This is a genomic window from Cryobacterium gelidum, from assembly GCF_004403985.1.
Classification (GTDB): domain Bacteria; phylum Actinomycetota; class Actinomycetes; order Actinomycetales; family Microbacteriaceae; genus Cryobacterium; species Cryobacterium gelidum.
Window position 1 is genome coordinate 131,897 of record NZ_SOHL01000003.1, and the last position, 13,913, is coordinate 145,809.

Consider the following 13,913-nt stretch of genomic DNA (forward strand, 5'->3'; position numbering starts at 1 on the left):
AGGAGATGAAAGTCTCCTGGAGCCAGAATTTCAGCGGGAACTAACCGTGTCGGAGCACACTGTCAGTTATGAGAGCAATTGTTGTTGAGCAGAACCCGGGCGGATCCGTGCTTTCGATGCGGGATCTCCCGAGCCCTGAACCGGGCCCGCGTCAGGTGAAGATCCGTGTGCGGACCGCGTCGGTGAACCGTGCCGATCTGGGCCAGCGCGCGGGCACCCACCAGCCGATCGGCCCAGGCAACGCTCCGGTCGTTGTGGGGTTGGATGCCGCAGGCGACGTCGTGACGGTGGGACAGGAGGTGAGGGGCGTGAACGTCGGGGACCGCGTCATGGCCACCGTCAGTGGAGGTTTGAGCGAGGAAGTCATCGTTGACGCTGCGCTGGTCGTACCGATTCCGCAGACGTGGACCTACGCGGAGGGTGCTGCTGCCATCCTCGGGTTGATGACGGAGCACAACGCGCTCCGCACTGCGGGTGACCTCAAGCCGGGTGAAACGGTGCTCGTTCATGCGGCTGCCTCGTCGGTGGGGCTTCAGTGCGTACAGCTGGCAAAGTACCTGGGCGCTGGACTCATCATTGCTACCGTTCGCACAGACCGGGCAACTGACCTGCTCCGTTCTTCGGGTGCCGATCACGTACTCGAAGTTGGCGAGGCCGGTTTTGCAGATCAAGTTCTGGAACTGACGGATGGCCGCGGCGTCGACGTCATCGTCGACCATGTTGGTGGCCCGTATCTTGCGGACAATATTCGCTGCGCCGCACTCCTGGGGCGCCTGGTCGGTGTGGGGCGTCTGGGTGGTGCCCACGGTGATCTTGATCTGGAAGCACTGGCCTTCAAACGATTGAGCATCATCGGGGTCACCTTTCGTACCCGTGACGCTGCGGAAAAAGCCGACATCGTCGCCGCGCTGCTGTCCGAGGTCGACCCGGCTTTCGAAGCACTACGCCCATCGATTGATCGGATTCTGCCCTGGACCGAAGTCCAACAAGCGCAGGATCTCATGGCCGCGAACTCGCACCTGGGCAAGATCGTTCTCAGCCTTCTGAATACATAAGCCAGACCGTCTGGAAATGCACACGACGTAAGGAACCGCATGCGCGAAACCGATTTTTTTAAGGGCGTTCGGGTGCCCGTCATCGGCCAGGGAACCTGGCATCTCGGTGAGGACGCCGCGAAGCGAAAGACCGAGGTGGCGGCCCTGTGCGCCGGGATCGACGCCGGCCTGACCGTGATCGACACCGCCGAAATGTATGGCAACGGTGCCTCGGAAGAACTGGTCGGCGAGGCCATCCGAGGCCGACGCGATGACGTCGTGCTGGTCAGCAAGGTCTACCCGCATAACGCCAGCCGCAGCGGTGTCGTCGCTGCGTGCGAGCGCAGCCTGCGCCGGCTCGGAACCGATCAGCTCGATGTCTACCTACTGCATTGGGCCGGCAGTTTTGCGTTACCCGAGACCGTCGACGGGTTCGAACACCTCCGTGAAGCCGGCAAGATTCGAAGCTGGGGGTTATCGAATTTCGACCGGGATGATCTGAGGCGAGCACCAGACGGATGCGCCACCAATCAGGTGCTCTACAACCTCGGCAGTCGGGGCATCGAGTTCGATCTCCTGCCCTGGCAACAACGCGCAGGCATGCCGCTCATGGCCTACTCGCCACTCGGTCAGGGACCGACCCTGCTCCGGCATCCACTCCTGGCCGAAATCGGAGAGCGCCACGGAGTGACTGCTGCCCAGATCGCACTCGCCTGGGTCATCAGACAACCGGGCGTCATCGCGATCCCCAAAGCATCGTCACTCGAGCACGTGCAGCAGAACGTCGGTGCGGGTGCGGTCGTCCTCGACGCCGAGGATTGCCTGTCTCTGGATAGCGCATTTCCGGCACCTCGGAGCAAGCAACCCCTCGATATTCTGTGACGTCGTCGGCTTTTTCGTGAAGGCGATTCCTGGCAGCGTCGAGTGCTCGCGATCCGTAGGAGGCACACTGGCCGGTCCAGTGCGATCGTGGTAGACCTGAGCCATACACACTTTCCGCGCAGTCTCAGACTGTCCGGACATTCATCCTGAGTACATCTCCGAGAGTGAAGACGGACCGTCCGTCTTCACGGTCATGAAATTCGAGGAGTGAAGAAAAAATGAAAGCAGTCGTTTACAAGGGCCCCAATGAGGTCAACGTTGAAGAAGTTCCGGATGCCAAGATCGAACGTCCCACCGATGTTCTGGTGCGCATCACGGCCACGAACATCTGCGGTTCAGATTTGCACATGTATGAGGGACGTACCGATTTCGCGGTTGGACGCACGTTCGGTCACGAGAACATGGGCGAGGTCATCGAGGTCGGTAACGGCGTCGACAAGGTCAAAGTGGGGGAACGCGTCGTGTTGCCGTTTAATATTTCCTGCGGCTTTTGCAAGAATTGCGAACGCGGTTTTACCAACTACTGCATGACTACCCAACCCGACCCGGTCGGTGCCGGGGCCGCCTACGGCTTCGCCGGCATGGGTCCGTATCCCGGCGGCCAGGCTCAAATGTTGCGTGTGCCCTACGGTGACAACAACTGCTTGCGCCTGGGTGAAGACGCCATAGAAAAGCAGAACGATTACGTGATGCTTTCGGACATCTTCCCGACGGGCTACCACGCTACCGAAATGGCCGGCGTGATCCCCGGTGACACGGTCGTGATTTACGGTGCGGGTCCGGTCGGGCTGATGGCTGCCCTGTCTGCGACGATCAAGGGCGCGAGTAAAGTCTGGGTCGTGGACCGACGCCCGGATCGGCTGGCCCTCGCCGAGCAGATCGGTGCGATCGCCGTTGATGATTCGAAGACGGACCCGGTTCAGTTCATTTTGGACCAGACGAAGGGTATCGGCGCGGACCGGGGTTGTGAATGCGTGGGCTACCAGGCCCACGACCCACAGGGCACCGAAGATCCCGCCATGACTCTGAACCGGCTGATTCAGACGGTGCGTATTACCGGGGGCATCGGCGTTGTCGGCGTCTTCCTGCCGGCAGATCCCGGCGGCTTCGACGAGAACGCCAAGAAGGGCAAGATAGCCATAGATTACGGCCTGCAGTGGCTCAAAGGGCAGAGCATGGGCAGCGGCCAATGCCCGGTGAAGAAATACAATCGGCAATTGCGCGACCTGATTGCCGTGGGTAAGGCCAAGCCTTCATGGATCGTTTCGCACGAGATCCCGCTCAGCGAAGCCGTGGATGCCTACAAGAACTTCGGCGACCGCAACAACGGGTGGACCAAAGTCATCCTCAAGCCCGAGTAGGCCACTGTCGAACGTACTCGCCGCGGCGCGTTCACCGCTCGGGCTCGACCGTGGAGGGAGTGAACACGAGTTCGTCCAATGATCCAACCGAAAGCGCAACCATCACACGCACCGACATGGTCGCCGAGTTCGGCGGGGCGGCATCCGCGGGTGCCGCCCCTGATCAGCGGGACGACCCGTTCAACGGGACGAAGCATGCCGCCCGAAGCCCCACAGGGTAGCGGCGACAACAACCCCGTATGCCAGGTGCGGGGCGATGTCGCTGACCCAGTCTTTGGCGGTCCATATGCGAGGGTCGGTCACCCCGAGAACCGTCATCGGCACGTTGCCACCAATCAGCGCGCCGACCGTGGCCGCCAGCCCGCTCACCACCGGCGCGGGTCGCCAACCGGCAGAGCGGAAGAGTCCGAGCAGTGCACCAACGCCCACGCCCACGATCACACCGGTCAACGGCCCGATGCCCGCGATCCGATTTTTTCTCACCTCGTCAGATCCAGGGATGGTGAGCTGCGCGACGTCGACAAGTTTCTCGACGGTGGCCTGCGGAGTGGAGCTGGCCGGTCTGCCTTTGATCGCCATCCCGAGGTAGCTCACGGCGTTGAGCGCGGTGGTACCTGCCGCGCCAGCCGCCGCGCCGCCCAAGAACCCACGGAGCAGGCTCATGGTCGACGAACGAGTTCGGCGAACAAATGGTAATCGCATGTGCTGGGCATGGCACTCCTTCGAAAGAGGCGACAACGCATCGGCCTGACGTCGGTTTACACCGACAGCAGCCGCATTTCAAGAGGGCTGGCTAGAGCCGTCCACTACGAACAACGTCGGACGCTCGGTGCGCGGCCGGTGAAATTTCACGCAAAACCCAGGAGACCTGTGCGGCAGCCTACGTGGATGCAGGTGAGGGCGCGGGCGCCAAACCGGCCGGCCCCTCCGCGAGCAGGGTACGAAACTCATCGGCGTCGAGGATTCGGATGCCGAGGGTTTCGGCCTTACCGAGCTTCGATCCAGCGCCCGGCCCGGCGGCCACGAAGTCAGTGTTCTTGGACACGCTCGACGCGCTCTTACCGCCGGCGGCGATAATCGCCTCCTGCGCGCCTTCACGCGTGAAGCCCTCGAGCGATCCGGTAGCCACGACGGTCAGGCCCACGAGCACTCCCCCGGCGGCCTCGGCCGCGCCCGGCCCTGGGTGGTCTGGCGTGGCGAACTGCACGCCGGCCGCGGCCCACTGGGTCACGATAGCGACGTGCCAGTCCACCTGGAACCAGGCGAGCACCGCGTCAGCGATAATGCCGCCGACCCCGGCGACCACGGCGAGTTCTTCGCGGGTCGCGGCACGAATGGCATCGAGCGAGCCGAAGTGGTTGGCCAGTGCACGGGCGGCAACCGGGCCGACGTGGCGGATGTTCAGGCTCACCAGAATGCGCCACAGCGGCTTTGTCTTGGCCTTCTCAATCTCGACCAGGAGCTTGAGCGCGCTGGAGGACGGCTGCGGACCCGTGAGCCCCTGCTTCTTCTCGGCGGCGGTGGGATTGCGCTGGAACGGCATCCGCTGCCGGGCGGTGCCGTCGGCGTCTTCTTTCGGCAGCCCGGTTTCAGCGTCGCGCACGAGCACCTGGATCGGCAGCAGGTCGGCAAGTTCGAGGTCGAACAGTCCAGCCTCGGTCGGTAGCGGCGGGGCGGCCGGCTCGGTCGGCTGGGTGAGCGCGGAGGCCGCGACCTCGCCGAGCACCTCGATGTCGAGGCCGCCGCGGCTGCCGATGTGCTCCACCCGCCCGCGCACCTGGGCGGGGCAGCTGCGCGCGTTCGGGCAGCGCAGGTCGATGTCGCCCTCCTTGGCCGGGGCGAGCGGTGTGCCACACTCCGGGCACTTCAGCGGCATGACGAATTCACGTTCAGTGCCGTCGCGCAGCTCGACGACCGGGCCGAGCACCTCGGGAATGACATCGCCGGCTTTACGAAGCACGATGGTGTCGCCGATCAGCACGCCTTTCGCCCTGACGACGTCCTGATTGTGCAGGGTCGCCTGACGCACCTCGCTGCCGGCCACGAGCACCTTGTCCATCACCGCGAAGGGGGTGGCTCGGCCGGTGCGGCCGACACTCACGACGATGTCGAGCAGTTTCGTGTTCACCTGTTCGGGCGGGTACTTGTAGGCAATGGCCCAGCGCGGCGCCCGGTTGGTGGCGCCGAGCTCGGCGTGCAGGGCGAGCTCATCGATCTTGATGACGATGCCGTCGAGTTCGTGCACGACGCTACCGCGGTGCGCTCCGTAGTACTCGATGAACTCCGCGGCCTCCGCGGCCGAGGTGACCACGCGAAAGTAGCTGCTGGTTGGCAGCCCCCAGCCCTCGAGCAGGCCGTAGACCTCGGACTGGGTCTGCACGGGCGGGTTCTCCCAGGCGCCGATGCCGTGAACGAGCATGCGCAGCCGACCGAGGCGCGCCTTCATCAGGCGCAGCTGGACGGCGTTCTTGCCAGCGGCTTTCTGGCGCAGCGACCCGGCTGCCGCGTTGCGGGCGTTCGCGAACGCTCGTTCCCCGGCGGCGGCCTGCGCTGCGTTCAGCTCGTCAAAGGCGGCGACGGGAAAGAACACCTCACCGCGCACCTCCATCAGAGACGGATGCCCGGTGCCGGAGAGGTGGGACGGGATGCCGGGGACCAGATCGATATTTTCGGTGACGTCTTCGCCGACCACACCGTCACCGCGGGTAGCCGCAGAGACCAGCACCCCGTCGGCGTAGCGCAGGTTGATGGCGAGGCCGTCGATCTTGAGCTCGCACAGGAGGTGCACGGCGCGACCCGAGTTCTCCGCGGCTTTTCTCGCCCAGGCCTCGAATTCGTCAAGGGAGAAGACGTTGTCCAGGCTGAGCATCCGTTCGGCGTGCGTCACCGGGTCGAACAGGGTTGTTTCGGCGCGGCCGCCGACCGTCTGCGTGGGGCTGTCCTGGCTCGCCAGCTCGGGGTGCAGTCGTTCGAGTTCGGCGAGGCGCTGCACGAGCTGGTCATACTCGGCGTCGGAGACGACGACCGTGTTCCGCTCGTAGTAGGCGTCCCGGGCGGCCAGCACACGTGTGGTGATGTCGGCCGCCTCGGCGGCCGCGACGCTCAGCGCGTCGGGGGTGGTGTCGGCGAGGGGCTCAGGCATTGACCGTGGCGGGGCTGGCCGGCGCGGAGCTGGCCGCAGCAGAGAGGGCCGGAGCGAGGCTGGCCGGCGCGGAGCTGGCCGCAGCAGAGAGGGCCGGAGCGAGGCTGGCCGGCGCGGAGCTGGCCGCAGCGGAGATGGCCGGAGCGAGGCTGGCCGGCGCGGAGGGGACGAGGGATGGTGCGGTTGCGGCAAGCGCGCTGACGGTGCGGTCGATGGTGCACTGGCCGAGCACGCGGGTGCCGATATAGACGACGGCGGTCTGCCCGGGGGCGACGCCGGCGAGCGCTTCATCGGGGATGATGCGCAGTTCGACGGTGCCGTCGACCCCCGTAACCGCCGTGGTGGAGACAACCTGGGCGACGGCGGGAACCGGATCGGCGTGGGCGCGAATCTGCACGTGGCAGGCGAACGCCACGTCAGGGTGTTCGGGGGCGAGCCCGGCCCAGGTGTATTTGTTCCCGCCGATCTCCTTGATGGCGAGCGCCTCTTTCGGGCCGACGATGACCGTGTTCGTGACCGGACGCACCTCGAGCACGAACCGCGGCTTGCCGTCCGCGGCCGGGGTACCGATCGACAGTCCCTTGCGCTGGCCGACCGTGAACGCGACGGCGCCGTCGTGCTGGCCGAGCGTGTTGCCCTCCTGGTCGAGAATGTCGCCGCTGACCGGCGCGACGCGTTCGCCGAGCCAGCCCTTGGTATCACCGTCGGGGATGAAACAGATGTCGTAGGAGTCGGGCTTGTTCGCCACCGAGAACCCGCGTTCGGCCGCTTCGGCCCGCACCTCGGCCTTGGTCGGTGTGGCGCCGAGCGGAAACATGGAGTGGTTGAGCTGGTCGGCTGTCAGCACGCCGAGCACGTAGGACTGATCCTTCGCCCAGGCGGCCGCGCGGTGCAGCTGCTTGTTGCCGTCGGCATCGGTAAGAATACTCGCGTAGTGTCCGGTGCAGACCGCGTCAAAGCCGAGGGCCATGGCCTTTTCGAGCAGTGCGGCGAACTTGATCTTCTCATTGCAGCGCATGCACGGGTTCGGGGTGCGGCCGGCAGCGTACTCGGCGATGAAGTCGTCGACGACGTCGAGCTTGAATCGTTCGGAGAAGTCCCAGACGTAGTAGGGAATGCCCATGATGTTGGCGGCACGCTGGGCATCCATGGAATCTTCCACGGTGCAGCAGCCGCGGCTGCCGGTGCGCAGGGTACCCGGCATGCGGCTCAGGGCCAGATGCACACCGACCACCTCGTGCCCCGCTTCGACCGCACGTGCGGCTGCGACGGCGGAATCAACACCGCCACTCATTGCTGCTAAAACCTTCACTCGACGAGTGTACGCGCCAGTGCCGGGCACGGCCAAGGTCAGCGCCCGGGCACCCGATCGGCCATGCCTGCAGCGAGCGCCTGGGCGTGCGCGGCCGGCAGGGCCGCGAGCAGCGCGTCGACGTCGGCGTCGGTCGAGGTGTGGCCGAGCGTGATGCGCAGCGCACCCCGCGATTCGATCTCACTGCGCCCCATGGCGCGCAACACGTGGGACGGTTCGGGCACGCCGGCCTGGCAGGCCGAGCCGGTCGACACGGACACTCCGGCGGCGTCGAGCAGGAACAGGAGCGAGTCGCCCTCGCAGCCGGGAAAGCTGAAGTGCGCGTTGCCGGGTAACCGGTGGGCCGGGTCGCCGTTGAGTACAGCACTGGGCGCAACGCGGGCCACACCGGCGATCACCCGGTCGCGCAGCGCCGACAGGCGCGCGGTGTCGACGCCGCGGACGGCCCCGCGCGGCACTGGTGACAGCTGCGTCGTGACAGCGGATGCCGCCACCGCGAATGAGACCGCCGCCGCGACATCCTGGGTACCGCTGCGCACCTTGCGCTGTTGGCCACCGCCGTGAATGAGCGGTTCGACCGTTGTCGCCCGGCCGAGCACGAGCGCCCCAATGCCGACGGGACCACCGACCTTGTGCGCCGAGACACTCAGCGCCGATACTCCGGCGGCGGCGAGCGTGCGAAAGTCCACCGGGATGTAGCCGTAGGCGGCGACGGCGTCGACGTGCAGCGGAATGCCACTGGCCGCGGCGAGCGCCGCCACCTCGGCGACGGGTTCGATCGTGCCGACCTCATTGTTGGCCATGATCACGCTGACCAGCGCAATATCGGCAGGGTCACGCGCAATGGCTGCCGCAAGAGCGCCGAGGTCGATGCGGCCCAGGTCATCGAGCGGAATCCACTCGACGATCGCCTTCTCGTGGTGCGCCAGCCACTCGACCGTGTCGAGGGTGGCATGATGTTCACCGCCGGGCACCAGGATGCGCCGGCGCGGGGCCCGTGCCCAGTACAGGCCCTTGATGCCGAGATTGATCGCCTCGGTGCCGCTGCCGGTGAAGACAACCTCGATCGGATCGCAGGCGAGACTCGTGGCCACGATTTCGCGTGACTCTTCGAGCATCCGTTTCGCATTTTGGCCCTGGCTGTGCACCGATGCGGGGTTACCGACAACCCCCATCGCTTCGGCGTAGGCACGGATCGCGGCGGGAAGCATGGGCGTGTTCGCCGCATGGTCCAAGTAGACAACCATTCCGCTATTTTACAGCCGAGCGGAGGCCGGTGGTCGTCGCGCTCCCCGGCACTGATTACTCTTGAATCCATGAGTTCCACCGATCCCCTGCGCAACCTCGGTGTGCGACTGACCAGCGCCGGCGGCGAACTACGCGTCTGGGCCGAACATGCCGATGCCATGGACCTGTGTCTGTTCGACGAGATCGACCCGAACTGGATCATCAAGAGCGTACCGATGACGCAGGATGTGCACGGCGTGTGGTCCGGTAAATCGCGCACGCTGTCGCCGGGGCGCCGCTACGGCATTCGTGTGTCGGGTCCGGCGAGCCCGAAGAATTCGTTTCATCCGGAGAAGACCCTGATCGAACCGTATTCACGTGGTCTGGTTCGGGTCGGGGCCGGGCTGTGGCAGTCCTCGGTTGTCGATGACCATTTCGACTGGAACGGCAGCGAGAAACCGGGCATTGCCCTGGACCACACCGTCGTGTACGAGGCACACGTGCGCGGCATCAGCCGGCTCAACCCGCTGGTTCCGCCCGCCCTGCGCGGAACCTATGCCGGGCTCGCGCACGAATCGACCATCGCCTACCTGAAAGACCTCGGCGTGACCGCGGTCGAATTGTTGCCGGTGCAGGCGTTCGTCTCGGAACAACGCCTGATCAAACAGGGGCTGATCAACTACTGGGGTTACAACACCCTCAACTTCTTTGCGCCGCACGCCGACTACGCCACCCAGGCGGCCCAGTCCGCCGGGCCGGAAGCCGTGCTGCGCGAGTTCAAGGGCATGGTCAAGCTGTTGCACGAGGCGGGGCTCGAGGTAATCCTCGACGTGGTGTACAACCACACCGCCGAGGAGGGGCGCAACGGCCCGGTCACGAGCCTGCGCGGCATCGACAACGCCGCCTATTACCGGCAGGACGAGTCCGGCGCCTATATCGACGTGACCGGCTGCGGCAACACGGTCAATTTCAGCCATGACGTGCCCCGGCGACTCGTGCTCGATTCCCTGCGCTACTGGGCCAACGATGTGCAGATCGACGGGTTCCGCTTCGATCTCGCCGCGACACTCGGCCGAGACGCCGGCGTGGTCTACGACCCGGAGCATCCGCTACTCACCCAGATTCGCGACGATCCCGAACTGGCCGGAGTGAAGCTCATCGCGGAACCGTGGGATGTCGGCCAGGGCGGCTGGCAGACCGGCAACTTTCCGACCGGCTGGACGGAATGGAACGACCGCTACCGCGACCGCATGCGCGACTTCTGGCTCTCCGATATGAAGAGCCTGCGATTGACCGGCTCGGCCAGCAGCGGCATCGGCCGATTCGCGACCCGCGTCGCGGGTTCGTCGAACACCTTCTCCGAGCGGCGCGGCCCGCTCGCTTCGCTCAACTTCATCACCGCACACGACGGGTTCACCCTCGCCGACCTGACCGCGTACGACACCAAGCACAATCTCGGCAACGGCGAGTCGAACCGCGACGGCACCGACAACAATAGTTCGTACAACCACGGAGTCGAGGGTCCGACCCGCGACGTGGCCATTCTGGCCACGCGGCGCAAGGCCATGCGCAACCTGCTCGGCACCCTGCTGCTCTCGGCCGGCATTCCCATGCTCACCGCCGGCGACGAGTTCGGGCGCAGTCAACGCGGTAACAACAACGCCTACTGCCAGGACAGCGAGCTGACCTGGCTCAATTGGGACTTCGACGACTGGCAGCAGGACCTGCACCGGGTCACCCGCCGCCTGTTGCAGCTGCGCCGGGAAAATCCGGCACTGCGTCCGGTGCACTTTGGTCGGTTCGGCGAGACGACGCCGAGCGCCAGCCAGCTGGACTGGTACAACATCGCCGGTGAGGCTCTGACCGAAGACGCCTGGAATTCGCCGACCGAGCGCACCCTGCAGTACATTGCGGCGTCCACCCCCGAACACGAAGCCTTCAACCGCATCCTGCTCGTCGTGAACGCCCGAGAACAGGATGAGACGGTTACCCTGCCCGCGCACGAGGGAGTGGATGCCTACACGCTGCTCTGGGATTCCAGTCACGATGACCTGCGCGACTCGGTCATCGAACACGCGCCCGGCACTGCCCTGTTTGTGTCCGGCGCCTCGATGCAGCTGATGCGTGCGCACGGAGCGATCGCGCCCCGCCGTCCGCCGCTCGCCTGATTTGCCAGGTCGCCGCCGTCGAACTTGAACGGCGCCGTCGAAACCGGACGGCGCCGTCTCGACTAGTTCGCGACCGCGACGAGACCCATTTCGGCCGGGCTGATCAGCAGGTCATTCCGGGGAACGACGCGAACGGTATAGCCGAAGGTGCCGGCCCGGTCGAGTTCGACCGTTCCCGTGAACAGGGTGGCCTCGCCGGCTGGGGCTTCTGTTAGCGGAGCCGGCTTGAGCGCCTGAATGGCCACATCCCGTAGCTCGTCGGTGCCGAGGCTCTTGCCGTAGACCACCTCGACGGTCACGTCCTCGGCCGAGAGCCCGCCGAGCTGCACGTGCGCGCGCAGGTGCAGGTCATCGCCCACTTCCGGAACCGAGGAGACGCCGCCGGATTCGACGTGGGTCACCGCGATCTGCGGCCAGGCCGAAACGATTCGCCCCTTCCACGCCGCCAGTTCGCGAGCCGCACGGTAGTTGTTGGCCGACATCAGCGCTTCGTAGTGCCCGGCCGGGCGGTACAGGCGCTGCACATACTCACTCACCATGCGGTCAGCGGACAGTTCCGGTGACAAGGTGGCGAGGGTGTGACGAATGTTGGACACCCAGCGTTCGGGCACGTCATCGTCGTTGCGTTCGTAAAAGGTCGGTGCTACCTGATGTTCGATCAGGTCGTAGAGTGCCTCGGCTTCGAGCCGGTCACGTTCGGCGGCGTCGCCGGCCGAATCGGCCGATGGAATCGCCCAGCCATTCTTGCCGTCGTAGTATTCCGGCCACCAGCCGTCGAGGATCGACAGGTTGAGCGCGCCGTTGAGTGCAGCTTTCATGCCGCTGGTACCGCAGGCCTCGAGCGGGCGCAGCGGATTGTTGAGCCAGACGTCCGTTCCCGGATACATCAGCTGGGCCATGGCAATGTTGTAATCGGGCAGAAAAGCGATGCGGGTGCGCAGTTCGGGGTCGGCGGCGAACTGCACGATCTTCTGGATCAACCGTTTGCCCTCTTCATCGGCGGGGTGGGACTTGCCGGCGATGACGATCTGAATCGGATGCTCCGGGTGCAGCAGGAGGGCACGCAGGCGTCCCGGATCATGCAGCATCAAAGTGAGGCGCTTGTAGGTGGGAACGCGACGGGCGAACCCGATGGTCAACACGTTCGGGTCGAACACCCGGCCGATCCAGGCCGGCGGGATGCTGCCTGGATTCTGGTCGCGCCAGGCGCCCAGCAGCCGGCGGCGGGCATCCTCGACGAATTGCAGGCGCATCCGCCCGCGCACCGACCACAGGTCCTGGTCGGACACCGCAGGGGAGGCCCACTTAGCCGTCGACGTGTCACTCGTGCCGAGCTTGTCCTGCGCGAGGCTCTTGAGCGCCGGGTCGGTCCAGCTTTGGGCGTGCACACCGTTCGTGATCGACGTGATCGGCACATCCGCTGAATCAAAGCCAGGCCAGAGGCCGTTGAACATGCGGCGGCTGACCTCGCCGTGCAGGGTGGAAACACCATTGGCGTGCTGGCCGAGGCGCAACCCCATGATGGCCATGTTGAACACCTCGGAGGAGCCTCCGGCATAACTTTCCGCGCCGAGCGCGAGCAGGTCTTCCACGTCGACACCCGGCAGCAGATCGGTGCCGAAGTAGCGACGCACGAGTGAACGCTCAAACCGGTCGATGCCGGCGGCGACCGGGGTGTGCGTGGTGAAGACGGTTCCGGCGCGGGCCACCTGCAGAGCTTCCTGAAAGTTCAGGCCTTCACCGATCAGGCTGGAGATGCGCTCGAGGCCGAGGAACCCGGCGTGGCCCTCGTTGGTGTGGAACACCTCGGGCTCGGGCAGCCCGTGCAGCGAACTCCACAGTTTCACGGCGCGGGCGCCGCCGATACCCAGGAGTAGCTCCTGCAGCAATCGGTGTTCGCCGCCGCCGCCGTACAGGCGGTCCGTGACCAGGCGCAGGTCGTCGGCGTTTTCAGGAATGTCGGCATCGAGCAGGAGCAGGCGCACGCGACCCACCTTTGCCTGCCAGACCCGGGCATGCAGGGTGCGGTCGTCTGGCAGGGCGAGCGACACCTGAACGGCTGAGCCGTCGGCGCGGCGCAGTACGGCCAGCGGCAGCCCGTCGGGGTCGAGCAGGGGGTAGCTTTCCATCTGCCACCCGTCGGGCGAGATGGCCTGGCTGAAGTAGCCGGCGCGGTAGAACAGGCCGACGCCGACGAGCGGAAGGCCGAGGTCGGAGGCGCTCTTGAGGTGGTCACCGGCCAGAATACCCAGCCCGCCGGAATACTGCGGGAGGGCGGCGGCGATGCCGAATTCCGGTGAGAAATACGCGATCGCGGCGGGTTTTTCGCCCTCGATCCCCTGGTACCAGCGTGGCTGTTCGAGATAGTCGCGCAGCGCGTCGCGCGTGGCATTGACCTCGGCAACGTAGTCGTGATTCTGCGCCAGCTCATCGAGCCGGCGCGGATCCACAGCACCAAGCAGGGCGACGGGATCAGTTCCGATCTCGCGCCACAGCTCAGGGGCGATGCGCTCGAACAGCTGCCGGGTGGGCTCATGCCACGACCAGCGAAGATTGCCGGCAAGCTCCTCAAGGGCCGCGAGAGGCTCGGGAAGAACGGCACGGACGGTAAATTTGCGGATGGCCTTCACGAGGTCAACCTTAGGGGTGCCGCATGTCGAATATGAAACACCTCGACCACGCGCGGGCAAGCCTGATAGAAGGGGAGCGCCATGGCCGCTGTTCACGCTACGGTCGTGGTGTGGCCAAGACAGCAGCGAAAAAGACGATCCAGCCGACAGTACCGAG

Annotated in this window: 9 protein-coding genes; 4 read left to right on the top strand and 5 right to left on the bottom strand. The window is 65.6% G+C overall.

The genetic code is table 11. The features are described 5' to 3' along the window. Positions 1 to 68 precede the first annotated feature (68 nt). The 3 genes from E3T50_RS00825 to E3T50_RS00835 all read left to right on the top strand — a co-directional run bounded on the left by E3T50_RS00825 (position 69) and on the right by E3T50_RS00835 (position 3,277). Complete coding sequence (locus tag E3T50_RS00825) at positions 69 to 1,055, top strand: zinc-binding dehydrogenase (protein ID WP_134550146.1); 987 nt, start codon at positions 69 to 71, stop codon at positions 1,053 to 1,055. 39 nt (positions 1,056 to 1,094) lie between these two features. After that, complete coding sequence (locus tag E3T50_RS00830) at positions 1,095 to 1,916, top strand: aldo/keto reductase (RefSeq protein ID WP_134550147.1); 822 nt, start codon at positions 1,095 to 1,097, stop codon at positions 1,914 to 1,916. A gap of 218 nt (positions 1,917 to 2,134) precedes the next feature. Further along, positions 2,135 to 3,277, top strand: a complete 1,143-nt coding sequence (locus tag E3T50_RS00835) for a glutathione-independent formaldehyde dehydrogenase (RefSeq protein WP_134550148.1) — start codon at positions 2,135 to 2,137, stop codon at positions 3,275 to 3,277. A gap of 180 nt (positions 3,278 to 3,457) precedes the next feature. Here E3T50_RS00835 and E3T50_RS00840 read toward each other — a convergent pair whose 3' ends face one another. From E3T50_RS00840 to E3T50_RS00855, 4 genes are all read right to left on the bottom strand, one after another. Continuing rightward, a complete protein-coding gene (locus E3T50_RS00840; RefSeq protein WP_134550149.1) occupies positions 3,458 to 3,940 on the bottom strand; it encodes a hypothetical protein in 483 nt (160 codons plus the stop codon). 217 nt (positions 3,941 to 4,157) lie between these two features. Beyond that, the gene (gene ligA / locus E3T50_RS00845) at positions 4,158 to 6,419 is read right to left on the bottom strand and encodes an NAD-dependent DNA ligase LigA (RefSeq protein ID WP_134550150.1); all 2,262 of its coding nucleotides are present in this window, start codon (positions 6,417 to 6,419) and stop codon (positions 4,158 to 4,160) included. After that, complete coding sequence (gene mnmA / locus E3T50_RS00850) at positions 6,412 to 7,731, bottom strand: tRNA 2-thiouridine(34) synthase MnmA (protein WP_134550151.1); 1,320 nt, start codon at positions 7,729 to 7,731, stop codon at positions 6,412 to 6,414. Before mnmA ends, ligA begins: the two co-directional genes overlap by 8 nt. A gap of 38 nt (positions 7,732 to 7,769) precedes the next feature. After that, positions 7,770 to 8,978 carry a cysteine desulfurase family protein gene (locus tag E3T50_RS00855; protein ID WP_134550152.1) on the bottom strand — a complete coding sequence of 403 codons (1,209 nt, stop codon included), beginning with the start codon at positions 8,976 to 8,978 and terminating at the stop codon, positions 7,770 to 7,772. A 69-nt stretch (positions 8,979 to 9,047) separates the two neighbouring features. Here E3T50_RS00855 and glgX point away from each other — a divergent pair, with 69 nt between their 5' ends. Further along, positions 9,048 to 11,126: a glycogen debranching protein GlgX gene (glgX, locus tag E3T50_RS00860; RefSeq protein ID WP_134550153.1), complete on the top strand. Its 2,079-nt coding sequence runs from the start codon at positions 9,048 to 9,050 to the stop codon at positions 11,124 to 11,126. 62 nt (positions 11,127 to 11,188) lie between these two features. Here the strand turns inward: glgX and glgP are convergent, their stop codons facing one another. Next, the gene (gene glgP / locus E3T50_RS00865; protein WP_134550154.1) at positions 11,189 to 13,756 is read right to left on the bottom strand and encodes an alpha-glucan family phosphorylase; all 2,568 of its coding nucleotides are present in this window, start codon (positions 13,754 to 13,756) and stop codon (positions 11,189 to 11,191) included. Positions 13,757 to 13,913: the final 157 nt, after the last annotated feature.

What these genes read in the sequence shown, in the direction of transcription:
- E3T50_RS00825 (WP_134550146.1), top strand. Translation starts at nt 69, where the DNA reads ATGAGAGCAATTGTTGTTGAGCAGAACCCGGGCGGATCCGTGCTTTCG.
- E3T50_RS00830 (WP_134550147.1), top strand. Translation starts at nt 1,095, where the DNA reads ATGCGCGAAACCGATTTTTTTAAGGGCGTTCGGGTGCCCGTCATCGGC.
- E3T50_RS00835 (WP_134550148.1), top strand. Translation starts at nt 2,135, where the DNA reads ATGAAAGCAGTCGTTTACAAGGGCCCCAATGAGGTCAACGTTGAAGAA.
- E3T50_RS00840 (WP_134550149.1), bottom strand. Translation starts at nt 3,940, where the DNA reads ATGAGCCTGCTCCGTGGGTTCTTGGGCGGCGCGGCGGCTGGCGCGGCA.
- ligA (WP_134550150.1), bottom strand. Translation starts at nt 6,419, where the DNA reads ATGCCTGAGCCCCTCGCCGACACCACCCCCGACGCGCTGAGCGTCGCG.
- E3T50_RS00855 (WP_134550152.1), bottom strand. Translation starts at nt 8,978, where the DNA reads ATGGTTGTCTACTTGGACCATGCGGCGAACACGCCCATGCTTCCCGCC.
- glgX (WP_134550153.1), top strand. Translation starts at nt 9,048, where the DNA reads ATGAGTTCCACCGATCCCCTGCGCAACCTCGGTGTGCGACTGACCAGC.